A 21,750-nucleotide genomic window follows, 5' to 3' on the forward strand; every position below is an offset into this window, starting at 1 on the left:
GGTGCCATTCTCGCGCCAGTACTACCGGTTCGCGCTAGAGGTGGGAAAGGGTTCGCGCAGGATTCCGCAAGGGACGCGCTCAGCGGCCGGCCGGCAGCTCCGGGGTCTTCTGCTCCGCCGGCTCCCTCGTCCGCGCCGGCCGTGGCGGCGCCGTGCTGCCGCGCAGCACGAGCTGGGTGGGCAGGACGACGTCGGCGCGCTCGCGGTCGGGCGCCTCGATGGCGTCGAGGAGGAGGCGCGCAGCGGCCTCGCCCTGCTCCCGCACGCCTTGGTCCACCGTGCTGAGCCCCACGATGTCCGAGAACGCGTGGTTGTCGAAGCCGATCACCGAGACGTCACCCGGCACGGACAGGCCGGAGGAGCGCAGGACGTCGAGGGCGCCGAAGGCCATCTCGTCGGACCCGATGAACACGCCGGTCGGCATCACCTGGGCGGAGAGCAGCCGCGACATGGCGCGCCGCCCGCCGTCGGCCGTGTTGACCTCCCACTGCTCGAAGCCGGGCTCGACGGCGAGGCCCGCGTCCGCCATGGCCTGCCGGTACCCGGCGGCCCGCTCGGTCAGCACCGTGCTGCCGGACGTGACGTTCGCGCGGTTGTCGATGCCGATGTACCCGATGCGCTCGTGGCCGAGGTTCAGGAGGTGCCGCACGGCCGAGACGCCTGCGGCGTGGTTGTCCACGCGCACGCAGCCGAAGCCCTCGATCTTGTTGCCGAGCGAGACGACGGGGATGTCCAGCTGCCGCATCATCTCGGTCTCGCTCGGCGTGAGGTTCACGGAGAGGACGATGACGCCGTCGGCGCGGCCGCGCAGTCGCTGGTCCGTGAAGAACCGCTGGCGTCCCTCGGGATCGCCGAGCTCGAAGAGCAGCAGGTCGGTGCCGGCGGCACGGACGACGGCGCCCGCGCCGGTGATGATCTGCCCGAAGAACCAGGTGCCCGCCGTCGGGATGATGATCGCGACCGTGCCGGTTCTGCCCGTGGCCAGGCGTGAGCCGCTGACCGACAGTACGAAGCCTAGCTCCGCGGCCGCGCCCCGTACCCGGTCCCTCGTTGCCGGCGAGACGCCCGGGACGTCCCTCAGGGCCCGGGACACGGTCGAGATGGAGACCCCCGCCTTCTTCGCTACTGCCTCAATGCCGACCACGTGCGGATCGTAGCGCAAACGCTTGCGAGAGGTCCACACCGGGTTCGCAACCGCTCGCGGAATTCGACGCGCGTTCGCACCTGCATCTCCGGGAGGCGCCCCCCTGCCGAGGTAAATGGTCGCGTCTCGTCCATCGCGGGCCAGGAGTTTCGCAAACGCTATCTCCCTGCAAATACAGGGGACTTTGGCTTCAGTAACCCGAGTTGTTGACGTAGATCACATCATCCTGCAAGTATTTGCAGCACCGCGGCCCTCGAGGCACGACGGCGGCAGGCGGCTTTCGCCCGCACCCCGGCTCCCAGCGACGGCAATGACGCCGCTGCGCCCGGGCCATGGACACACGGAAGGACAGCAGTGAAGCGATTCGCAGCGCCAGGACATCGGCGACTGGCCCAAGCCCTCGCAACGGCCGTGACCGCGGGCGTGCTCATGACGGGCTGCGGAGGCTCGAGCGGCGGCCCGAGCGCCCCCGCCGTCGACCCCGCCTCCGCCAAGGATGCCAAGGGGAGCATCACGATCTGCGGAGGCAAGGATGTCAGCGGCATCCACAAGAACACGACGGCGGCCTTCGCCGCCGCGAATCCCGGGCTCACGGCCACCTACACCGAGATCGGCGCGACGACGGACGAGGCCCGCACGCAGGCGGTCCAGCGGCTCGAGGGGAAGTCCACGGAGTGCGACATCTTCATGACCGATGTGATCTGGACGGCCGAGTTCGCCTCCCAGGGCTGGCTTCTGGACCAGACCGCCCTGGTCGAGGGCATCGGGGACGGGCTCATCCCCTCCACGGTGAAGGCCGTCACCTACGAGGGCAAGCAGTGGGCGACGCCGTTCTACACCAACGCTGGCCTCATCTACTACCAGAAGGACAAGGTCGCCCGACCCGAGACCTGGCAGCAGCTGTACGAGGAGGCCGCCAAGGCCCCCGGCAACGGCCTCGTCTACCAGGGCAAGCAGTATGAGGGCCTCACGGTGAACTTCCTCGAGCTGCTCTACAGCGCCGGCGGCGACGTGCTCGACGAGGACGGGAAGGTCGTCGTCGACAACGACATCACGCGCGACGTCCTCGACTTCATGGCCGCCGGCCTCAAGAACGGCTCGGCGGACCGGGCCGTGCTGACGTACAACGAGGACCCCACGCGGCTGGCCTACGAGTCCGGCAACTTCGGCTACCAGCGCAACTGGCCGCACGTCTACCGGCTGCTCAACGCGACGCCGCTCAAGGACACCTTCGGGGTCGCCCCGCTGCCCTCGTTCGACGGGACGCGCCCGGCCAGCGGCGTACTCGGCGGCTGGAACTTCTCGATCTCGGCGCACTCGGCCAACCCGTCCGCCGCCGTCGCCTACATCTCCTTCGCCACGAGCCCGGAGTGGCAGAAGCACGTCGCGATGGACAACTCCCAGGCCCCTGTCAACGAGGCCGCCTACTTGGACCCGGAGGTGCAGGCCAAGATGCCGTTCGCACCGGAGCTCCTCGCCTCGGTCAAGGGTGCCAAGCCCCGGCCCGTCTCGCCTGTGTACCCGCAGATCTCCCAGGCCATCAACAAGAACGTCTACGCGGTCCTCTCCGGCACCGCCTCCACGGACGAGGCCGTCAAGGCCATGGCCGAAGAGATCGAAACCGCCCAGAAGAGCTTCTGACATGGCCCTGCCAACCCTGATCCGCGGCCACGGAAGCACGGACCGCGGCACCGCCGACCGCGACCGTGCCGAACGGCGCCTCGCCGCACGCATGACCGCGCCGTCGCTGATCCTCATGGCCCTCGTCGCGGCCCTGCCGATCGGCTACGCGTTGTGGCTCTCGCTCAACCAGTACAGCGTCCGGCAGGCGGGCCTGTCCCGCTTCGTCGGTCTCGAGAACTACGCCGCGGCCCTCACGAGTAGCGAGTGGTGGACCGCCGTCGGGCAGACCTTCACCTTCGCGGGCCTGTCCGTCTCGCTCGAGCTCATCCTGGGCACCGCAATGGCGCTGCTGCTCAATCTGGCCTTCCGCGGTCGGGCCCTGCTGCGCACGGTCGTGCTGCTGCCGTACGCGATCGTCACGGTCGTCAGCGCCATCACGTGGGAGACGATGTTCGAGCCCAACCTGGGCCTCGTGACCACGGTGCTTTCGTCTCTCGGCCTCCCAGGCGGGGACATCGTGTGGCTCGGCGAGCCCGGGTACGCGATGGCCGTCGTCGTTCTCGCCGACGTGTGGAAGACGACGCCGTTCGCGGCCCTGCTCATCCTCGCCGGACTCCAGGTCATCCCTGGGGAGACGTACGAGGCGGCCGAGCTCGACGGCGCCGGCCCGTGGCAGACGTTCTGGGGCGTTACCCTGCCGCTGCTCAAGCCCGCGATCGTGCTCGCGGCGATCTTCCGCACGATGGACTCGCTGCGCGTCTTCGACCTCCCCTTCGTCCTGACGAGGGGCGCCAACGGCACTGAGTCGATGTCGATGCTCGCGTACCGCGAGCTGCGCGAGAACCGGCTCGTCGGCGAGGGCTCGGCCCTGTCGATCCTGACCTTCCTGACCGTCATGACGGTGTCCATGGTCTACATCCGCTTCGCCGGCAGCAACATCCGCGCCGCCGCAAAGGAGAACCGATGACAACGCTCTTGGAACGTCCCAGCCGGGTCCGGGCGGGGAGGGTCGGCACCGCGGCGACGCGGCGCACGCCCCGTGGGCGGGCCCAGCTCCACCCCCTCGTGTGGATCTTCGCGCTCGCCGTCATGGCGTTCTCGCTCGTGCCCTTCTACTGGCTCGTCAACACCTCGCTCAAGGCGGGGGCCAGCCTGGGGAAGGGCGAGCTGTTTCCGAGCGAACCCACGCTCGAGAACTACCTCGCGGTCCTGCAGAACGCCGAGTTCCTGCTCGCGCTGCGGAACTCCGTGGTCATCGCGGTGGTCACCACGGGCGTGGCCTTGGTGTTCGCCTCGTTCGCCGCCTACGCGCTCGCGCGGCTCACGATGCGCCGCAAGGGGCTGATCCTCACCCTCATCCTCTCGGTGACCACCTTCCCTGCCATCGCGATCGCCGCCCCCATGTTCGCCATCTGGCGGGAGATCGGCCTCTACGACACGCTGCTCGGGCTCATCATCCCCAAGCTCACGTTCGCACTGCCGCTGGCCATCTACACGCTCACCTCGTTCTTCCGGGAGATCCCGCGGGAGCTCGAGGAGTCCGCCGCCATCGACGGCGCCTCGCCGTTCCAGGCGTTCCGCAAGGTCATCCTCCCTCTCGCTGTGCCGGGTCTCGCGACGACGGCGATCCTCGTCTTCGTCTCGGTGTGGAACGAGTTCCTGCTCGCCGTCACGCTCACGACCTCGCCCGACGCCCGACCCGTGCCCGTCGCGATCGCGTTCTTCACCGGAGCGAGCGAGTTCGACCAGCCCCTGGGAACGATCAGCGCCGCCTCCGTCCTCATCACCATCCCCCTCGTGGTCCTCGTGCTGCTGTGCCAGAAGCGCATCGTCTCCGGCATGACGGCCGGGTCCGTCAAGGGCTAGCCCCCGTCTCCACCATCCAAGAAAAGGAACGATCGTGAGCAACCAAGAATCCGCAGCACCGGCACCCCTCAAGGTCGGTGTCGTCGGCATCGGCTGGGCGGGCCAGCAGCACCTCAAGGCCTACAGCACCATCCCCGGCGTCGAGATCGTCGCGCTCGCCGGCATGGAGGAGGAGCTGCTCCTCTCCCTGGCGACGGAGTATGCGATCCCCAACACTTTCGCCCGGTGGGAGGACCTCATCGAGCTCGAGGGCCTCGACGCCGTGAGCGTCGCCGTCCCGACCTTCCTGCACGCGCCCATCGCGGTCGCCGCCCTGGACCGGCGCCTGCACGTGCTCAGCGAGAAGCCCCTCGCCCGCACCGCCGAGGAGGGGCAGACGATGGTCGACGCCGCGCGGCGCAACGGCCGCGTCCTCGACGTCGCCTTCAACCACCGCCGGCGCGGCGACATCCAGAAGCTCAAGTCCGTCATCGACTCCGGCGAGCTGGGCCGCCCGTACTACGCCAAGGCCTCGTGGCTGCGCCGCTCGGGGATCCCGCTGCTCGGCAGCTGGTTCACGAATCCCGAGCTCGCGGGCGGCGGCCCGCTCGCGGACATCGGCGTGCACGTGCTCGACTACGCGCTGCACCTCCTCGGCGAGCCCAAGGTCGTCTCGGTCACGGCGGCCACTCACGCCGAGCTCGGCCCCCGCGGCCGCGGCGGCAACGCCCGGTACACGGCGATGAAGTCGGACCACCCCTTCGAGGTCGAGGACTTCGCCTCCGCGTTCCTCCGGCTCGAGGGCGGCGCGACGCTGCTGATCGAGGCAGGCTGGGCGAGCTACCGCGAGGAGGAGGACCTCCTGGACTTCCTGGTCTACGCGACCGACGGCGGCGCCTCGCTGCGCGCCGTCGGGGCCTCGATGACGCCGGTCGCGGACCTGCACGTCTACACCGAGAAGGACGGCGAGAACGCCGACTACCTCCTCGAGGCCGAGCCCGGCCGCGGCCACCAGGCCGTCGTCGAGGAGTTCGTCGACGCCGTCCGCGGCGGCGAGGCGGGCTGGGGCGCCGTCGACGGCTCCGTGGCCCTGAACCGGGCGCAGATCATCGACGCCTGCTACCGCTCGGCCCGCGAGCAGCGGGAGGTGGCGCTGTGAACGCCTTCCCGGTGAACGCGGACGGCCTGCGCATCCTCGTCTGGAACGAGGGGGTCCACGAGGCGCACAACGAGCCCGAGACCATGGCCGAGATGTACCCCGGCGGGATGCACGGGGCCATCGCCGAGGGGCTGCGCGGGTACTACCCGGGCGCCGGCATCGACACGGCGACGATCTACGACGACGGGCACGGGCTCGACGAGGAGACCCTCGCTGGCACCGACGTGCTCCTGTGGTGGGGCCACCGCGCGCACAACGAGATCGCGGACGACGTCGTCGACCGCCTCCAGCGGCACGTCCTGGCCGGGATGGGCCTCATCGTGCTGCACTCGGGCCACTTCGCGAAGATCTTCACGCGCCTGCTGGGCACGAGCTGCTCACTCGCGTGGCGCAACGAGGGCGAGCGCGAGCTCGTGTGGACGGTCAAGCCCTCGCACCCGATCGCGCGCGGCGTCGAGAGCCCGATCGTCATCCCGCAGCAGGAGATGTACGGCGAGCTCTTCGACATCCCGGACCCGGACGACCTGATTTTCGTGAGCTCCTTCGAGGGCGGCGAGGTGTTCCGCTCGGGGGTGACGTTCACGCGCGGCAAGGGCCGGATCTTCTACTTCAGCCCCGGCGACCAGGAGTACCCGGTCTACCACCACCCGCAGGTCCGGCGGGTGCTCGCGAACGCCGTCGCCTGGGCCGCCCAGCCGGACGTCCACCGCGAGGCGCCATCCGTGAGCAACCCCTCCCGTACGTGGTTCGGGAGGCCGGTGGAGTACTCGGTGTGAGCCCGCGAGCCGGGCTCACGCCCGGTTCGGACCGCCTCCCGTCGAGCCGACGGCCTTCGTGCGCCGTGCTCGTCCGCCCCAACGGCTGGTTCGGGCGCCTGTACCTCGCGGCGATCCGGCCGTTCCGCCTGCTCGTCGTCTACCCCGCGATGACGCGTCAGTGGGAGGGCGCGTGGCGGTCGCGGACGACGGCGGGCGGCGCCTCCGCGGGGGACGCTCTCCCCGGGCCTGGGGGTTGACCCCCGCCCTGCAAGCGCGGCTAGGGTGGGCGAATGGCGCCGGTGAAGCAGGTCCAGGTCACCTTCGATTGCGCGGAGCCCGAGCGCGTCGCCCTCTTCTGGTGCGACGTGCTGGGGTACGTCGTCCCGCCCCCGGTTGAACAGCAGGATTCATGGTCTGCCTGTGTCGACCCCTCCGGCGTGGGCCCGCGGCTGTTCTTCCAGCGCGTCCCCGAGGGCAAGGTCGTCAAGAACCGCGTGCATCTCGACGTGCGGGTCGGGACCGGGCTCGTGGGCGAGGAGCGCCTGGCCGCGCTCGAGGCCGAGTGCGCGCGGCTCGTCGCGCTGGGCGCGGTCCGCGTCCGGCTGCTGCCCGCCGACGACGAGAACGAGTCCTGCATCGTGATGCAGGACGTCGAGGGAAACGAGTTCTGCCTCGATTGAGGGTCCGTCCTTCGGGGTAGGAAGAACCTCCGGCTCGAATGCTGCGGGAAGAAGGGAAGAAGGATGATTGGATTCATCGTCGCCGGGCTGATCATCGGTGCCCTTGCGCGTCTGATCAAGCCGGGCAGGCAGAACCTCGGCCTGGTCGCCACGCTGCTGCTGGGGTTGGCCGGATCCGTGATCGGAGGCCTCGTGGCCAACCTCCTTGGAACCGGCGACATCTTCGAGCTCAACGTCCTCGGATTCATCGTCGCCGTCATTGCGGCCGTGGCTCTCGTCGGCACGGCCGAGGCCATCGTCGGGCGCAGGCGCCGACCCTGAAGACGCAGAATCTCGACGACCTCGCCCGCCGGGCCGCCGCCCTCGTGCCCGAGGATGGCGGCAGGGCCATCCTCGGGATCTGCGGCCCGCCCGGGGCGGGGAAGTCGACCCTCGCCGAGTTTCTGCTGAGGCGGGTGCGGGACGAGCACGGCGAGGACTGGGCCTCGCACGTCCCCATGGACGGCTTCCACCTCGCGGACGTCCAGCTCGAGCGCCTGCACCTCGCCGACCGCAAGGGCGCGCCGGAGACATTCGACGCCGACGGGTACGCCGCGCTGCTCGCTCGCCTCGCGTCGGAGCGCGGTCGTACCGTGTACGCGCCGGGCTTCGAGCGGGAGCTCGAGCAGCCGATCGCGGCCGCCATCGCCGTCCCGCCCGAGGCTCGGCTCGTCGTCACCGAGGGGAACTATCTCCTACTCGAGGACGGGGCGTGGGCCGCGGCCAGGTCGTGGATCAGCGAGGTCTGGTACGTGGACGCGGAGCCGGCGGCACGGGTCGAGCGGCTCATCCGCCGGCACATCGAGTTCGGCAAGCCGCCTGAGCACGCCCGAGACTGGGTGCTCCGGTCCGACGAGGCCAACGCCCGCGTTATCGAGGCGACTAGATCCCGGGCGGACCTCATCATCCCCGTCTAGCGCGCGTTCGCCTTGGTCACGGTGATGGTGATGCGGTTCGTGACCGCGTCGGGGCTGACTCCGTTGGTGGCGGTCACCCTGAACGTGAACTTGCCGGCCTTGGTCGGGGTTCCGGACAGGACCCCCGTGGTGGCGTTCAGGGTCAGCCCTGCGGGCAGCGCGCCGGAGGACACCTGGAAGGTCGGGGCCGGGGCACCCGTGGCGGCGAACGTGTAGCTATAGGCGGCACGGGTGTTCGCCTTGGTCGGCGGGGTGGCCGCGGTGAACACCGGGGGTGACGACAGCACATCGATGACCGACACAGTGTTGGAACCGGCGTTCGTGACGTAGGCCGTCGCGCCGTCCGGGGTGAATGCAACGCCTTCCGGACGCGACCCTACCCGGATCGTGGAAGTCACCGTGCCCGACCCAACACTGATGACCGAGACCGTGTTGGAATCGGTGTCGGCGACGTAGGCCGTCGCCCCGTCCGGGGTGAACGCAACGCCTTCCGGCCCCGACCCTACCGGGATCGTGGAGGTCACCGTGCCCGACCCAACACTGATGACCGAGACCGTGTTGGCGTTGCGGTTCGTCACGTACGCCATGGAGCCGTCCGGCGCGAACGCTACAGCTTGCGGACCTGGCCCCACCGGAATCGTGGAGGTCACCGTGCCCGCGGCCACAGAGATCACCGACACCGTGCCGGAACCCAAATTGGCGACGTAGGCCTTCAACCCATCTGGAGTGAATGCAAGGCCTTCCGGACCCAGCCCTACTGGGATCGTGGAGGTCACGATGCCCAACTCGACACTGATGACCGATACCGAGCCGGAACTGTAGTTGGTGACGTAGGCTTTCGACCCGTCCGGGGCGAACGCAACGCCATACGGTAGCCCGCCTACAGGGATCGTTGAGGTCACCGTACCCAAATCAGCACGGATGACCGACACCGTGGAGGAACGCAAATTCACAACGTAGGCTTTCGACCCATCCGGGCTGAACGCAACATCCTTTGGACCTGACCCGACAGGAATCGTCGAGGTCACCATGCCGGACGCCACGCTGAGGACCGACACCGTGTCCGAATTAAAGTTCGTGACGTAGGCCGTCGACCCGTCTGGGGTGATGGCAACCTGAGTTGGAGTCGACCCGACCGGGATCGTGGAGGTCACCGTCCCCGCCACAGCTGGCTGAATGCCTCCGGCAACCATGAGCGCCGCCAGAATCACGCCGATGATCCCCGCACGCCGCGGGACCAATCCTGTTGAGAACCGCATCAGTTCCTCCTGCGTAGGGAGAGCCACGTCTTGGATGTCGCGTCAAGGGTTGGCCCACATGATGGCTCAATCCGGAGCTTACGGATCAGGCAAACCGACAGTCACGAGTAGTCGGTACCTGTCTTGTGTGCTGGCGCTACCTGTTGGATCCGGGGCGCACCAGCTCTGATCACGGGAGCGAGCTAAAAACGCTAACGATTGGATTAACCCCTTGTCCCGGCCATAACTGCGATGCGACCATCATTTGCACCGGCAGTTAACTCCTCGAAAGTCAGGTGCAAAATGCGCGCTTCCGTCCGTTCCTTCGCTTCGGCACTGGTCGCGGCCATGGGGGTCACTCTCCTCATGGCGCCGTCCGCTTCCGCAGCAACCCAGGTGGTCAGTGACAAGTACAGCGGGGAATTCGCCTTCGCGAGTTCTGAGACGAGGAGCCCTGACGGATGCATCGTGTCTCGCAAGGATCTGCTGGCCTTCGACAAGGGGTTCGGCCCCATGGTGGCGTACTACGACTTCATGGCGAATGAGTGCACTCATGAGCTTCTGCAGTACGTGGACGGGATGGCCCCCGCAGAGGTCTTCGACTTCAACCGCAACGCGGTCCACGCGAAGGCAACCGTGCCGCTCACGGATGGGACCACGCTCGACGTCGATCTGCAGTGGAACGCCGTCGGCGCGCCGACCCAGCAGGGATTCAGTGTGAGGTTCGTCGAGCCGGGCGTCTACAACTACGTCTCGACCAGCTCGGGATCGTTCTCCGAGGCATCCCTGAGCGGCGCGCCGCTCTTCGACCAGGCGCACATCTCGCAGTCGAAGGGCAGCAGGCTGGAGATCCGCCACTAGCTTCCACGAGCAGGGGGCCTGCTTCGGCGAGAATCTGCCGAAGCGGGCCCTGATCGTTCGGCGAATCGGTCCGCCTAGCGGCTGGCCCTCGCCCGGCCCAACCGGTGCCACAGCAGGGCGAGCGTGAGGCCCGCGCGGGACTCGGCGTCGTCCAGGGGAGCACCGAGCCGCTCCTCGAGCTTCGCGAGCCTCGCGTAGAGCGACTGCCGGCTCAGGTGCGAGCCCCGGGCCAGGGAAGCCTTGTTGCCCCCGTGCCGCAGGTACTGCTCGAGCAGGGCCAGGGAGTCCTCGTCGACGGGGTCGAGGAGCGGCGCGAGCTCGGCTCGTGCGAAGGCCCGCACCCGTGGATCGTCCTGCAGCAGGGCGACGAGGCCCCGTAGCCGGAGATCGGCGAAGCGGTAGAACGGGCGGTCGCGGGCCTCGAGCGCGGCGGCCGTCTCGGCGACCTGGTCGGCGGCGTCGAGGGACCGCGCGGCCGCGACGAGCGAGCGATGGGCCGGTGCGGCGCCAATGGTCCACGACGACCCCGGAACAGAGAGCGACCCCGCGAGCCGGTGCAGCGCGGAGTCCTCGAGTGCCGGCCCGGGGACGGAGAGCAGCACCGCGATGGAGCCGGCGCGCAGGCTCGCCGCGAGCAGCGGCTGGCGGGATTTCGACGCGAGGGCGTCGAGCGCCTCGAGCACGGCGCGCTCGCGCAGCTGCAGGCCGGTGGGCGGCTCTGCCGGCGCCCGGTCCAGGCGGACGACGACGGGCACGTAGGCGTCCGCGGCGTCGAGGCCGAGGGACGCGGCCCGCGCCACGGCCTCCGCGTCGGCGGGCGGCGTCGCCTGGCGCAGCTCGTGGAGCAGGCCTGAACGCGCCTGGTGCAGCACTTCGCGGCGGTCCCTGCCGGCCATGCGCGCCATGGTGAGGGCCTGGCCGGCGCGCTCGAGGACCTGGACGGCGTCGCCCTCCGCCGCCGGATCGCCTCCCGTGAGGAGCTCGGGGGCGACAAGGCGCCCCCAGCGCTGGCCCGGGAGGCCGACCGGCGTCTGGAGCCAGCCCTCGCCGCTGGCCGCCCGCTCGGTGCGTCCCGTGTACCCGGAGAGTCTTGACCGCTCGGGCCAGTCGCGCAGGAGTTGGGTCGCGTCCGCGTCCCGCGGGGCGTAGGAGAGCACGCGCCGGGCCGTGTCCTCGAAGACCACCGCGCTGCCGAGCAGCTCCGCCGTGCGGTCGACGATCCGCTGCTCGCTCGCGCTCTCGAGGTTCAGCGCGGTGAACGCCTCGTGCACGCGCCGGGCGCGCTCGACGCGCTCAAGCTGGGCGTTGACCAGCACGCGGTGCACGTGCTCCGTGACGTGGACGAACCGCGTGCGCCGCGAGAGCAGGACGACGGGCCCTGCAGCCCCGGCCGCGGCGCGCCTGAGGACGGCGGCGGCCTCGGCGTCGGGCTCGTCGTCGTCCCCGACGAGTTCGACGACGACGCCCGCGGCTCCCGCGGCGAGGAACCGCTCGAGGAACGTCCGCGCCGCGGCCTCGGGGTCCTCACGGTCCCGCCGAAAGGCGAGGCCCGTGGTCAGCACGAGCTCGCCGCCTTCGAGGAGTTCGCTCATCTCGGTGCCCTCAGCGATATGGATCCACCGCACCGGGGCGTCGAGGCGCTCCGCACCGACGAGCACCTCGGGCTTGCCGACGGCGAGGGGGGCGAGGTCGAGGGTGCTCCGGACGGTGAGGACGGGCTTCCCGATGGACGGCATGGACATAGTGTAAAGAGCTACGCCTTAATTCAGAACATCATGTAGGTGTTGCTCATGTTGCAGATTGTTGACGATAGGAATCAGCTCCTCCATCGTCGAAAGGAACGTTCATGCAGACCGTCACCCACTGGATCAGCGGGAAGCCCGTCGAGCCGGAGGCCGGCGTGCACCTCGGCGAGATCGTAAACCCTGCGACGGGGAAGACCAGCGGCCGCGTCGCGATCGCCGACCGGGCCACGACCGAGACGGCGATCGCGGCGGCCAAGGCCGCCTTCCCGGCCTGGCGCGATACGTCGCTCGCCCGCCGGACCCAGATCCTCTTCGCCTTCCGCGAGCTGCTGAACCAGCGCAAGGCCGAGCTCGCGGCCATCATCACGGCGGAGCACGGCAAGGTCCTCGACGACGCCTTCGGCGAGATCGCGCGCGGCCAGGAGGTCGTCGAGTTCGCGTGCGGCATGCCCCACCTCCTCAAGGGCGGCTACACCGAGAACGCCTCCACGAAGGTCGACGTCCACTCGATCCGCCAGCCCCTCGGCGTCGCGGCGATCATCTCCCCCTTCAACTTCCCCGCCATGGTGCCCATGTGGTTCTTCCCCGTGGCCATCGCAGCGGGCAACACGGTCGTCCTCAAGCCCAGCGAGAAGGACCCCACGGCCGCGAACTGGCTCGCCGCCCTCTGGCAGGAGGCAGGGCTGCCCGACGGCGTGTTCAACGTGGTTCACGGCGGCAAGGACGCCGTCGACACGCTCCTCGAGTCGCCCGATGTCGCCTCCGTCTCCTTCGTGGGCTCGACGCCGATCGCCAAGTACGTCTACGAGCGCGGCACCGCGAACGGCAAGCGCGTTCAGGCCCTCGGCGGGGCGAAGAACCACATGCTCGTCCTGCCCGACGCCGACCTCGACCTCGCCGCCGACGCCGCGGTCAACGCGGGCTTCGGCGCCGCAGGCGAGCGGTGCATGGCCATCTCGGCGCTCGTCGCCGTCGACTCGGTGGCCGACGAGCTCGTGGCCAAGATCGCCGAGCGCACCCGCACGCTGCGGGTCGGCGACGGCACGCGCGGCTGCGACATGGGCCCGCTCATCACCGCGGCGCACCGCGACAAGGTGGCCGGCTACATCGACGCCGGCGAGGAGGCGGGCGCGACGCTCGTCATCGACGGCCGCAACCCCACGCCTGACGCCGAGGGCGACGGCTTCTTCCTCAACCCCACGCTCTTCGACCACGTCACGCCCGAGATGAGCATCTACCAGGACGAGATCTTCGGCCCGGTGCTCTCCGTGGTACGCGTGTCCGGCTATGACGAGGGGCTCGCCCTCATCAACGCCAACCCGTACGGCAACGGCACCGCGATCTTCACGAACGACGGCGGCGCGGCCCGCCGCTTCGAGAACGAGGTCCAGGTGGGCATGGTCGGGATCAACGTCCCGATCCCCGTCCCCATGGCCTACTACTCGTTCGGCGGCTGGAAGAACTCGCTCTTCGGCGACAGCCACGCGTACGGCGCCGAGGGCGTGCACTTCTTCACCCGGGGCAAGGTCGTCACGAGCCGCTGGCTCGACCCGAGCCACGGCGGCCTCAACCTCGGCTTCCCGACCAACTCCTGACCGGCCCACGAGGGAGCAGAACCATGACCACTGACACCCTGGGCGGGGCGCCCGCGCCGACCGAGGAGGAGCTCGCCGTCGGCCGCCGCGCCTACGAGCTCGACCGCGCGCACGTCTTCCACTCCTGGTCCGCGCAGGACCTCATCGACCCCATGACCATCGTCAAGGCCGCGGGCTCGGAGGTCTGGGACGGCGAGGGACGCCGCTTCATCGACCTGTCCTCGCAGCTCGTCAACACGAATATCGGGCACCAGCATCCGGCGGTGGTCGAGGCGATCCTCTGCCAGGCGGAGCGGCTGTGCACGATCGCGCCACAGCACGTCAACCACGCCCGCTCCGAGGCGGCCCGGCTCATCGCCGGACTCGCCCCGGAGGGCCTCAACCGCGTGTTCTTCACGAACGGCGGCGCCGATGCCAACGAGCACGCGATCCGCATGGCCCGCCTCCACACGGGCCGGAGGAAGATCCTCTCGGCGTACCGCAGTTACCACGGCGGAACGCAGCTCGCCGTCAACGTCACTGGCGATCCGCGGCGCGTGCCCAATGACTACGGAGACTCCGGGGTCGTGCACTTCCTGCCTGCGTACCCCTACCGCTCCTACTTCGGCGCCACCACGGAGGCCGAGGAGACCGAGCGCGCGCTCAAGCACCTCGAGGACATGATCGTCCTCGAGGGCGCGGGCAGCATTGCCGCCGTCATCCTCGAGACCGTTCCGGGCACCGCCGGCATCTACGTCCCGCCGCCCGGGTACCTGGAGGGCGTCCGCGAGCTGACCCGGAGGCACGGAATCGTGTTCATCGCGGACGAGGTCATGGCGGGCTTCGGCCGCACGGGGGCGTGGTTCGCCGTCGACCACTGGGGGGTCACGCCGGATCTCATCACCTTCGCGAAGGGCGTCAATTCGGGCTACGTTCCGCTTGGCGGCGTCATCATCTCGGACGAGATCCATGACACCTTCCGCACGCGCGTCTACCCCGGTGGGCTCACCTACTCGGGCCACCCGCTCGCGTGTGCCGCGGCTGTCGCCACGATCCACGCGATGGCGGGGGAGGGCATGGTCGAGAACGCCATCCGGCTCGGCCGCGAGGTGATCGGCCCCGCGCTGGCCGGATTCAGGGAGCGCCACCCCTCCGTCGGCGATGTGCGCGGCCTCGGCGCATTCTGGGCCATCGAGCTCGTCCGCGACCGCGCCACCCGCGAGCCGCTCGCCCCGTACGGCGGCACGAGCCCCGAGATGAACGCCGTCATCGGCGCGATCAAGGCCGGCGGGGTGCTTCCGTTCGCCAACTTCAACCGGATCCACATCGTGCCGCCGCTCAACATTGACGACGACCTCCTGCGCGAGGCGCTCGACGTCGTGGACCGCGCCCTGGACCTCGCGGACGCGACGGTCGCTGGATAGCCAACCCGCGGGGATCCCGCCCCCAGTCCTTCCTCGAGAAAGTGCTCTGACGAAAAAATGACAGATGGAAAGCTGGCCGTCATCGGCCTCGGCAGCATCGGCAGCATGGCCCTGTGGCAGGCCTCCCGCCTGTCCGACTCGGTGGTCGGCTTCGAAGCGAAGGTCCCCGCGCACGGCCGCAGCGCCGTGGGCGGGGACACCCGCCTCTTCCGCAAGATCTACCGCGGGAACCCCGCCTACTACCCCATCCTCGAACGCTCCCAGCGGCTCTGGGCGGAATTGGAGCAGGAAACCGGGCAGCACGTCCTGATCCGCTGCGGGGGGCTCTCGATCGGAACCGCCGGGCGGCGCTACCTCTCCCATGTCCTCGAGACCACCCGCGCGACCGGGGCCGAGCACCGGATCCTCACCCGCGAGGAGATGGCCGAGCGGTACCCGCAGCACAACCTGCGCCCGGACGACGTCGCCGTCTACGACCCCCACGCCGGCGCGCTGCGGACCGACCAGGCCGTCACCGCCGCGGTCGCCGCGGCGCAGGCCAACGGCGCCACCGTGCTCACCGACACCCCGGTGGACGGGATCCGCGAGACCGCCGACGGCGTCGTCGTGAGCTCCGGGGACCGGTCCTGGACCTTCGAGAACGCCATCGTCGCCTCCGGCGGCTGGTCCCAGAAGCTCCTCCCCGAGGCCCTGCGGGCGCACGTCCAGATGAAGCGGATCTTCCTCTCGTGGTTCGTCGCGAAGGACCCCGCGCTCTTCGCCCCCGAGCTGTTCCCCATCTTCATCCGCATCTATGACGACCGCTCCATGTATGGCGCCCCGAGCGTCGACGGGGCCACGGTCAAGGCAACCCTGGACGGCCGCGGCAAACCCGTGGCCGGGTTCGAGGCCATCTCGAGGGACCTCACCCCCGAGGAGACCGCCGAGACCACCGAGACGGTGGGCGAGTTCTTCCCCGGCCTCTACCCGAACATCGTCCGCACCGACGCGTTCCCGGACCTCTTCACGAGCGACGGCAATCCGCTGCTCGGCCGGCTGAGCGCCGACAGTCGGATCTACACCGCCACCGGCTTCTCCGGGGCGGGCTTCAAGATGGCCTCCGGATACGGCGAGATCGCCGCCCTCGAGGCCCTCGGCAAGGAAACCGTCGAGAACCTCGACTTCCTCAGGCCCTCGCGCTTCACGACCTGAAGCCCCACGTTGCCAGCCTCCGGACTTGGGGTCCGCTACGCCAGGACCCGCTCCGGCTCCTCCTCCCGCTCACCCGACCCCTGCGCGAGGGGCGACGGCCACCAGACGGCGGGCCCAGCGTCGTACGCGAGCGCGGGGACGAGCAGCGACCGGCGGACCGCTACGCGAACACCGTCCGGCGGTAGCACGGCCTCGCGCGCAACGCGCGGGAGGAGCTGGGGCGGGTTCAGCCGGAGGCCGGCTGAGGGCTGAGCCCGGGAGCCCGGGACTACAGGCTGGGATGCTCGGCGAGGTACTCGGCCAGGCTCTCGAGGTTCGCCCGGACCGTGCGGGCCTGCGTTCTCTGCACGAGCGTGTCTCCCACCCGCCCGAAGATGCCGCCCAGTCCCGTGCCCGCCTCGATGCGCTGCGTGAGCCTCGTTCCGCCGTCCGCCGGCTCGCAGGTCATGGAGACGGTGAATTCCATCTTTCCCTCCACCGACTTGGACGTGGAGCGCCGCGGCGGATCATGCTCGACCACCTCGGCCGTCCACTCGAAGCTCCGGCCCAGGACCTTGCTCGTTCCGCGGAAGCGGGTGCCGACGCCAACGGGGCCTTCCCCGAGGAGCTCGACCCGGACGACGGACGAGTCGAACTTCGGGATGTTCTCGGGATTGCTGACGACGTCGAAGACCTCCTCGGGCGGACGCGAAATGGAGACGCTCTCCTCGATCTCAGGCACTGTTGACTCCTCACTAGAAGTGGTCCCAGCCCCGCGCCTCCCTGCCCCGATGCTGCGCTTCTACGCGCCGGAGCGCAATGGCCCACACCGACCGAGCCGCCCCTACAGCATCCCCTCGAGTGAGCGTCTAATGGAGGGGCCTAGTAGAGAGAGGAAGCGAATCGCCATGGCACGGTGCGACGTCTGCGGGAACGACTACGCGAGGTCCTTCACGATCACGATGGGCCAGCAGACCGGGACCTTCGACAGCTTCGAGTGCGCTATCCACATGATGGCGCCCGCCTGCGAGCACTGCGGCTGTCGCGTCATCGGCCACGGGGTCGAGACGGACAAGGGGATCTACTGCAGCAGCCACTGCGCGCGCGAGTCCGGCGACCAGCACAAGGCCACCAAGCACGGGCCCACAGACCTCGTGTCACCGACCTGACGGCGGGGCCGTGCTCCCGCGCACGATGAGCTCGGTCGGCAGCAGGTGGTGCCTTGCTCGCGCGGGGGTGCCGCCGCGGGCGAGGGCCTCGGTCAGGAGGGTCGCTGCCAGCCGGCCCTTCTCGGCGAAGTCCTGCCGCACGGTGGTCAGGGCGGGCCGGAGCTGCGTGGCCACCGGGCTGTCGTCGAAACCGACGACGGAGAGGTCCTCGGGCACGCGCAGCCCGAGGTCCTGCGCCGCGCGGACGACGTCGACGGCCATCACGTCGGAGAAGCACAGCACCGCCGTCGGCCGCTCGGGGCGCTCGAGGAGCGCCTGGCCCGCCCGGTAGTGGTGGTCGCGGCCGCCGATCGGGACCCCGATGCTGACCGTCTCAGCGCCGGCGGCGTCCAGCTCGTCCCTCCAGCCGAGGTACCGCTCGCGCGTGGCGTGGGCCAGCGCCGAGGGCTGCGGGTCCGCGTCAACCTCGAGCTCCCGGCTCAGGGTGCTGTACAGGAGCCCGATCCGGCGGTGCCCCAGGTCGACGAGGTGCCGGGCGGCCGCGCGGGCGCCGCCGCGGTCGTCCACGTTGACGCTCGGGATGCCGGGCCGGTCGGTCTGGTCGACGTACACGAGGGGCAGCTGGCGCTTGAGCAGCCAGTCGACGGCGGGCGAGTGGGGGTCGCAGGAGTAGACGAGGGCGCCGTCCATGCCGACGTCGCGCGCCGGCACGTGCCCGCCCGTCTCGGCCGCGGAGAGCAGGGTCAGGGCGAGCCCCTGCTTGGTGAGTTCCTCGGCGATCGCGCTGAAGAAGCGCATGGCCACCTCGTCAGTGAAGGCGTAGGTGAGCGAGTCGGTGAGCAGGACGCCGACCGCTCCCGTGCTTCCCCGCTTGAGCGCGCGGGCGCGTGGGTCGGGGCCGGCGTAGCCGAGCTCGGTGGCCGCTGCGAGGATGCGGTCACGGAGATCGGCGGAGAGCTGGTCGGGGCGGGAGAACGCGTTGGAGACCGTCATCCGGCTCACCCCGAGCTCGTCGGCGATGGTCTGCAGCGTCACCTTGCCCATGTCGGCCAGTATTTCAGCCCATCTGCCTCGCTGGGACGGCGGCGTCGGCGGCGCCCGTCGGGGCAATGGCCTCGGCCGCGCGGTGCAGGGCGGCGGATACGGCGGCGCGGGTGGACCGGGCCCACGAGCGCTGCCGAGGGGCGGCGTCATCCGTCACGACCGGCGCGTGCGGCAGGGCGGACTGCGCCACGCTCGCCGTGAAGGCGGGGGTGTGGGCTGCGTACTGAAGAAGTTCCACGGCTTGTGGCTCCTTTCGGATGGTTTCTGTACCGATATAGTACGAGAGCTGTCTTTATCGGTCAAGAAGGCACCGCGAGGAGGTGGAATCGTAGGCGGCGCGAGCCAGCGGGAATTCCTGAGGATCAGTGGCGTCAAAGCCTTGATGCCCGCGAAGCCTGCGGGGATCCTCGCGCGTTGCTTCCCCATCCTGTGAGGGACCGGGAGCATTCTGGAGCCAAGACATCGAAGGCTCGGAAGAGGGGTTCCCGTGGTCAAGTTCCGCAAGGCCAGCAAGCCAGGGGTGACGGTGAAGTTCATCGGCGGCCGCTTCAGCGTGACGGTCGGCGGAGCCACGGCGGCCGTGGCCGTCGAGCAGGAGCCGCACGGCGAGGCCGAGATCAGGGCCGCCCTCGAGAGTATCCTCGGGCGCTACTGACGCCGTCCCGTCCGGGGGGGCACTCGCAGGGGCCTCCCTCTCGGCGGCGGGGCCTGCCTACGGTGGAGGCCATGGCACTGATCCTGGTCACCGGAGCCTCCGCGGGGCTCGGCCTCGCGACGGTGACGTCGCTCGCCGAGGCCGGGCACGACGTCGTCCTCCACGCCCGCCGCCCCGGCCGCATCGCCGACCCTGCCCTCCGCGACGCGATGCGCGCCGTCGTCTACGCGGACCTCGCGGACCTGGGCGAGACCGTGCGCCTCGCGCAGGAGGCCAACGAGATCGGGCGGTTCGACGCCGTCATCCACAACGCGGGGGTCCTGCGGGGGCCCGAGGTCCTGGCCGTGAACGTCGTCGCGCCGTACGCGCTGACCGCGCTCATGGCGCGGGCGGCGCGGCTCGTCTACCTGAGCAGCTCGATGCACCTGTCGGGCTCGGCCGACCTGCGCGGCGTCGACCTCGCCCGTGCACGCCCTCGGGCCTATTCGGACAGCAAGCTCTACGTCACCGCGCTCGCCATGGCGTACGCCCGGCTGCGGCCGGACACGATGGCCCACGCCGTCGACCCGGGCTGGGTCCCGACCAGGATGGGCGGTCCGGGCGCGCCGGACGACCTCGGCGAGGGGCACCGCACGCAGGAGTGGCTCGCCACCGCCGACGCCGCGGAGATCTCCCCGCGCTCGGGCGGCTACTGGCATCACGGCAGGGCGCGCCGACCCCATCCTGCCGCCACCGACCCGGGGTTCCAGGACGCGCTCCTGCGCAGGCTCGAGGCGCACACGGGCATCGCGCCCGCCGTCGGGTGATGTTCGACGGCGGGGAGGTCGTCGCCGTCGCGCGCCGAGCTCAGGCGTTCGCGTACGCCGCGTCGACGCTGGGGTAGGCCAGGATGATCCGCCGCGTGCCGGTCAGCTCGAGCACCATCTCGACCTGCTGCCCGATGTTGGCGACCCGGAGGTCGCCGCCGGCCTGCCGGGCCTCGCGGAGGCAGGCCACGAGCGCGCCCAGGCCGGAGGAGTCGATGAAGTCGGTGCCCGCTAGATCCAGCACGAGGCGCTTCTGCCCGGCCCGGAGGGCATCGGCGACGGCGGCGCGGAGCCCCGGCGCCGTCACCATGTTCAGTCTGGGAGGGCCCGCCAGCGCGGCGTAGTCCCTGTAAGTGCTGATCTCGAAGCTCATCTGTGCGCCCCTTCACCCGTCTCTGGATTTCGGCTGGTCTCGATCTTCCCACGGCGAGGGGGCTGGCCCCGAACGCCCTCGGACAACCCTCGGGCGATCCTGCGCTGGCGACGCGCTCCTGCTCAGCCACGTTAATCCTGAACATTAAAGGTCGGAAAGCGTCACTTTTCCTGTTCGGTGCCGTCCCGAATACTCTTCAGGGACACCACTTCACAATGACGAGAGGCGGTCCCTTCCATGGCCCAGTGGCAGATCCGTGAGTTCCACGCCGACGACCTCGACCAGGTCGTCCGAGTCTGGGAGGAGACGAGGGACACCGACGCCGCCCCGGCCCACGGGCTCAACGAGATCCTGCACGCATGCCCCGAGGGGCTCTCGTTCGTCGCGCTCGTGCAGGAGACGGTGGTCGGCGTCGTCGTCGCCCGCGCCATCAGCGACCGTGCCCATGTGCTCATGCTCGGCCTCGCCAAGTCCTGGCGCGGGCAGGGGCTGGGCAGCGCCCTGCTCGCCGAGCTCGAGAAGCGCCTGCTCGCCCGCGGGCTCTTCCACATCTCGGCGCTCCTGCCCGCGGGGGAGACCGGGGCGAAGGCGTACCGCAACAGCGGCTACGAGACCCGGGACCTGGCCTACTTCGAGCGCACCATCCCGCTCCAGCCGCAGGAGGCCGCCCGGCTGACCGACCTCGGCGGCAGGATCCTGCCGCGGGGGCTCTGGGACCAGCTGGCCGGGATGCGCGAGGAGAAGGAGATCATCGAGCGGCGCCTCGTGCTCCCGCTCGCGAAGCCCGACGTCGCGGAGAACTTCGGCGTGCGGCCGCCGCGCGCCGTGGTGCTCTTCGGCCCGCCCGGCACCGGGAAGACGACCTTTGCCAAGGCCGTCGCCTCGCGCCTCGGCTGGCCCTTCGTCGAGGTCTCCCCGTCCCGGCTCGCCGCCGACCCGGCGGGCCTCGCCGCCGCGCTCCGGCACACGTTCCTCGAGATCCAGGACCTCGAGCACGCGGTCGTGTTCATCGACGAGGTCGAGGAGATCGCCGCCCACCGCACGGGCGAGGCCTCCTCGCGCCTGCAGGGCGTCACGAACGAGCTCCTGAAGATCATCCCGGCCTTCCGCGAGCAGAACGGGCGCATCCTCATCTGCGCCACGAACTTCATCCGCTCCCTCGACAAGGCCTTCCTGCGCCACGGGAGGTTCGACTACCTCATCCCGATCGGCCTGCCGGACGCCGAGGCGCGCCGCGCCATCTGGCGCCGCTATCTTCCGCCGGTCGGAGTGGAGGCGATCGACGTCGACCTCCTCGTGGACAGCTCGGAGCGGTTCACCCCGGCGGACATCGAGTTCGCCGCTCGCAAGGCCTCGCAGCGCGCCTTCGAGGCCGCCGTCTACAGCGGGACCGAGGATTCAGCAGCGGTTTCGACCGACGACTACCTCATCGCCATCAAGGAGACCAGGGCGACCGTGACCCCGGCCGTCCTGGACGACTTCAGCGAGGACATCGCCGCCATCGCTCGGACCTGAGCCTTGACACC

The 21,750-nt window shown here is 70.1% G+C and carries 24 protein-coding genes; 17 read left to right on the forward strand and 7 right to left on the reverse strand.

The features are described 5' to 3' along the window. Window positions 1-79: 79 nt before the first annotated feature. Window positions 80-1,144, reverse strand: a complete 1,065-nt coding sequence (locus ACUYMY_RS00380; RefSeq protein WP_481701664.1) for a LacI family DNA-binding transcriptional regulator — start codon at window positions 1,142-1,144, stop codon at window positions 80-82. 354 nt (window positions 1,145-1,498) lie between these two features. Here ACUYMY_RS00380 and ACUYMY_RS00385 point away from each other — a divergent pair, with 354 nt between their 5' ends. The 9 genes from ACUYMY_RS00385 to ACUYMY_RS00425 all read left to right on the forward strand — a co-directional run bounded on the left by ACUYMY_RS00385 (window position 1,499) and on the right by ACUYMY_RS00425 (window position 8,165). Continuing rightward, window positions 1,499-2,785, forward strand: coding sequence for an ABC transporter substrate-binding protein (locus ACUYMY_RS00385; RefSeq protein WP_481701665.1), 1,287 nt, complete (start codon window positions 1,499-1,501; stop codon window positions 2,783-2,785). Between the two features lies 1 nt (window position 2,786). Next, window positions 2,787-3,734 carry a carbohydrate ABC transporter permease gene (locus tag ACUYMY_RS00390; RefSeq protein WP_481701666.1) on the forward strand — a complete coding sequence of 316 codons (948 nt, stop codon included), beginning with the start codon at window positions 2,787-2,789 and terminating at the stop codon, window positions 3,732-3,734. Then, entirely contained in the window at window positions 3,731-4,633 is a 903-nt protein-coding gene (locus ACUYMY_RS00395) for a carbohydrate ABC transporter permease (protein ID WP_481701667.1), read from the forward strand. The genes ACUYMY_RS00390 and ACUYMY_RS00395 overlap by 4 nt, the downstream gene beginning before the upstream one ends. Window positions 4,634-4,667: 34 nt before the next feature. Next, window positions 4,668-5,771, forward strand: a complete 1,104-nt coding sequence (locus ACUYMY_RS00400; RefSeq protein ID WP_481701668.1) for a Gfo/Idh/MocA family protein — start codon at window positions 4,668-4,670, stop codon at window positions 5,769-5,771. After that, entirely contained in the window at window positions 5,768-6,547 is a 780-nt protein-coding gene (locus ACUYMY_RS00405; protein WP_481701669.1) for a ThuA domain-containing protein, read from the forward strand. Before ACUYMY_RS00400 ends, ACUYMY_RS00405 begins: the two co-directional genes overlap by 4 nt. Continuing rightward, complete coding sequence (locus tag ACUYMY_RS00410; protein ID WP_481701670.1) at window positions 6,544-6,786, forward strand: DUF2867 domain-containing protein; 243 nt, start codon at window positions 6,544-6,546, stop codon at window positions 6,784-6,786. The genes ACUYMY_RS00405 and ACUYMY_RS00410 overlap by 4 nt, the downstream gene beginning before the upstream one ends. A gap of 33 nt (window positions 6,787-6,819) precedes the next feature. After that, window positions 6,820-7,209: a VOC family protein gene (locus ACUYMY_RS00415; RefSeq protein WP_481701671.1), complete on the forward strand. Its 390-nt coding sequence runs from the start codon at window positions 6,820-6,822 to the stop codon at window positions 7,207-7,209. A 63-nt stretch (window positions 7,210-7,272) separates the two neighbouring features. Further along, window positions 7,273-7,530: a GlsB/YeaQ/YmgE family stress response membrane protein gene (locus ACUYMY_RS00420; RefSeq protein ID WP_481701672.1), complete on the forward strand. Its 258-nt coding sequence runs from the start codon at window positions 7,273-7,275 to the stop codon at window positions 7,528-7,530. Window positions 7,531-7,574: 44 nt separating this feature from the next. After that, window positions 7,575-8,165 carry a nucleoside/nucleotide kinase family protein gene (locus ACUYMY_RS00425; protein WP_481701673.1) on the forward strand — a complete coding sequence of 197 codons (591 nt, stop codon included), beginning with the start codon at window positions 7,575-7,577 and terminating at the stop codon, window positions 8,163-8,165. Here ACUYMY_RS00425 and ACUYMY_RS00430 read toward each other — a convergent pair. Further along, window positions 8,162-9,424 (reverse strand): beta-propeller fold lactonase family protein, encoded by a 1,263-nt coding sequence (locus ACUYMY_RS00430; protein ID WP_481701674.1) that lies wholly within the window; start codon window positions 9,422-9,424, stop codon window positions 8,162-8,164. The two genes, ACUYMY_RS00425 and ACUYMY_RS00430, sit on opposite strands and share 4 nt — an antisense overlap. Before the next feature lie 447 nt (window positions 9,425-9,871). On the opposite strand from ACUYMY_RS00430, the gene ACUYMY_RS00435 reads away from it, so the two are divergent. After that, entirely contained in the window at window positions 9,872-10,264 is a 393-nt protein-coding gene (locus ACUYMY_RS00435) for a hypothetical protein (protein WP_481701675.1), read from the forward strand. Window positions 10,265-10,338: 74 nt separating this feature from the next. Here the strand turns inward: ACUYMY_RS00435 and ACUYMY_RS00440 are convergent, their stop codons facing one another. Further along, the gene (locus tag ACUYMY_RS00440) at window positions 10,339-12,000 is read right to left on the reverse strand and encodes a PucR family transcriptional regulator (RefSeq protein WP_481701676.1); all 1,662 of its coding nucleotides are present in this window, start codon (window positions 11,998-12,000) and stop codon (window positions 10,339-10,341) included. A gap of 110 nt (window positions 12,001-12,110) precedes the next feature. Here ACUYMY_RS00440 and ACUYMY_RS00445 point away from each other — a divergent pair, with 110 nt between their 5' ends. Genes ACUYMY_RS00445 through solA form a run of 3 tightly spaced genes read left to right on the forward strand, consistent with a single transcriptional unit; the run spans window position 12,111 to window position 16,198 of the window. Then, on the forward strand, window positions 12,111-13,604 hold the full coding sequence (locus tag ACUYMY_RS00445; protein ID WP_481701677.1) for a CoA-acylating methylmalonate-semialdehyde dehydrogenase: 1,494 nt from the start codon (window positions 12,111-12,113) through the stop codon (window positions 13,602-13,604). A gap of 23 nt (window positions 13,605-13,627) precedes the next feature. Continuing rightward, window positions 13,628-15,007: an aminotransferase class III-fold pyridoxal phosphate-dependent enzyme gene (locus ACUYMY_RS00450; protein ID WP_481701678.1), complete on the forward strand. Its 1,380-nt coding sequence runs from the start codon at window positions 13,628-13,630 to the stop codon at window positions 15,005-15,007. A 57-nt stretch (window positions 15,008-15,064) separates the two neighbouring features. Further along, window positions 15,065-16,198, forward strand: coding sequence for an N-methyl-L-tryptophan oxidase (gene solA, locus ACUYMY_RS00455; RefSeq protein WP_481701679.1), 1,134 nt, complete (start codon window positions 15,065-15,067; stop codon window positions 16,196-16,198). A 268-nt stretch (window positions 16,199-16,466) separates the two neighbouring features. On the opposite strand, the gene ACUYMY_RS00460 is transcribed toward solA, so the two are convergent. Beyond that, window positions 16,467-16,919: an SRPBCC family protein gene (locus tag ACUYMY_RS00460; protein ID WP_481701680.1), complete on the reverse strand. Its 453-nt coding sequence runs from the start codon at window positions 16,917-16,919 to the stop codon at window positions 16,467-16,469. A gap of 166 nt (window positions 16,920-17,085) precedes the next feature. Between ACUYMY_RS00460 and ACUYMY_RS00465 the strand changes: the two genes are divergently transcribed. Then, entirely contained in the window at window positions 17,086-17,346 is a 261-nt protein-coding gene (locus tag ACUYMY_RS00465; protein WP_481701681.1) for a hypothetical protein, read from the forward strand. On the opposite strand, the gene ACUYMY_RS00470 is transcribed toward ACUYMY_RS00465, so the two are convergent. Beyond that, on the reverse strand, window positions 17,335-18,390 hold the full coding sequence (locus ACUYMY_RS00470) for a LacI family DNA-binding transcriptional regulator (RefSeq protein WP_481701682.1): 1,056 nt from the start codon (window positions 18,388-18,390) through the stop codon (window positions 17,335-17,337). The genes ACUYMY_RS00465 and ACUYMY_RS00470 overlap by 12 nt on opposite strands. A 13-nt stretch (window positions 18,391-18,403) precedes the next feature. Further along, entirely contained in the window at window positions 18,404-18,628 is a 225-nt protein-coding gene (locus ACUYMY_RS00475; protein WP_481701683.1) for a hypothetical protein, read from the reverse strand. 249 nt (window positions 18,629-18,877) lie between these two features. On the opposite strand from ACUYMY_RS00475, the gene ACUYMY_RS00480 reads away from it, so the two are divergent. After that, the gene (locus ACUYMY_RS00480; RefSeq protein WP_481701684.1) at window positions 18,878-19,045 is read left to right on the forward strand and encodes a hypothetical protein; all 168 of its coding nucleotides are present in this window, start codon (window positions 18,878-18,880) and stop codon (window positions 19,043-19,045) included. A gap of 71 nt (window positions 19,046-19,116) precedes the next feature. Then, entirely contained in the window at window positions 19,117-19,851 is a 735-nt protein-coding gene (locus tag ACUYMY_RS00485) for an SDR family NAD(P)-dependent oxidoreductase (protein ID WP_481701685.1), read from the forward strand. 40 nt (window positions 19,852-19,891) lie between these two features. Here the strand turns inward: ACUYMY_RS00485 and ACUYMY_RS00490 are convergent, their stop codons facing one another. After that, window positions 19,892-20,224: an STAS domain-containing protein gene (locus tag ACUYMY_RS00490; protein WP_481701686.1), complete on the reverse strand. Its 333-nt coding sequence runs from the start codon at window positions 20,222-20,224 to the stop codon at window positions 19,892-19,894. A gap of 237 nt (window positions 20,225-20,461) precedes the next feature. On the opposite strand from ACUYMY_RS00490, the gene ACUYMY_RS00495 reads away from it, so the two are divergent. Next, window positions 20,462-21,739 carry an ATP-binding protein gene (locus tag ACUYMY_RS00495; protein WP_481701687.1) on the forward strand — a complete coding sequence of 426 codons (1,278 nt, stop codon included), beginning with the start codon at window positions 20,462-20,464 and terminating at the stop codon, window positions 21,737-21,739. The last annotated feature ends 11 nt before the right edge of the window (window positions 21,740-21,750 follow it).

It is taken from the genome of Sinomonas sp. T428B (assembly GCF_056780155.1).

Bases quoted from the DNA above. Each gene is read 5' to 3' on its own strand.
- ACUYMY_RS00390 (WP_481701666.1), top strand. From the start codon at position 2,787: ATGGCCCTGCCAACCCTGATCCGCGGCCACGGAAGCACGGACCGCGGC.
- ACUYMY_RS00445 (WP_481701677.1), top strand. From the start codon at position 12,111: ATGCAGACCGTCACCCACTGGATCAGCGGGAAGCCCGTCGAGCCGGAG.
- ACUYMY_RS00450 (WP_481701678.1), top strand. From the start codon at position 13,628: ATGACCACTGACACCCTGGGCGGGGCGCCCGCGCCGACCGAGGAGGAG.
- ACUYMY_RS00420 (WP_481701672.1), top strand. From the start codon at position 7,273: ATGATTGGATTCATCGTCGCCGGGCTGATCATCGGTGCCCTTGCGCGT.
- ACUYMY_RS00485 (WP_481701685.1), top strand. From the start codon at position 19,117: ATGGCACTGATCCTGGTCACCGGAGCCTCCGCGGGGCTCGGCCTCGCG.
- ACUYMY_RS00490 (WP_481701686.1), bottom strand. From the start codon at position 20,224: ATGAGCTTCGAGATCAGCACTTACAGGGACTACGCCGCGCTGGCGGGC.
- ACUYMY_RS00440 (WP_481701676.1), bottom strand. From the start codon at position 12,000: ATGCCGTCCATCGGGAAGCCCGTCCTCACCGTCCGGAGCACCCTCGAC.
- ACUYMY_RS00465 (WP_481701681.1), top strand. From the start codon at position 17,086: ATGGCACGGTGCGACGTCTGCGGGAACGACTACGCGAGGTCCTTCACG.
- ACUYMY_RS00395 (WP_481701667.1), top strand. From the start codon at position 3,731: ATGACAACGCTCTTGGAACGTCCCAGCCGGGTCCGGGCGGGGAGGGTC.
- ACUYMY_RS00430 (WP_481701674.1), bottom strand. From the start codon at position 9,424: ATGCGGTTCTCAACAGGATTGGTCCCGCGGCGTGCGGGGATCATCGGC.
- ACUYMY_RS00415 (WP_481701671.1), top strand. From the start codon at position 6,820: ATGGCGCCGGTGAAGCAGGTCCAGGTCACCTTCGATTGCGCGGAGCCC.
- ACUYMY_RS00470 (WP_481701682.1), bottom strand. From the start codon at position 18,390: ATGGGCAAGGTGACGCTGCAGACCATCGCCGACGAGCTCGGGGTGAGC.
- ACUYMY_RS00495 (WP_481701687.1), top strand. From the start codon at position 20,462: ATGGCCCAGTGGCAGATCCGTGAGTTCCACGCCGACGACCTCGACCAG.
- solA (WP_481701679.1), top strand. From the start codon at position 15,065: ATGACAGATGGAAAGCTGGCCGTCATCGGCCTCGGCAGCATCGGCAGC.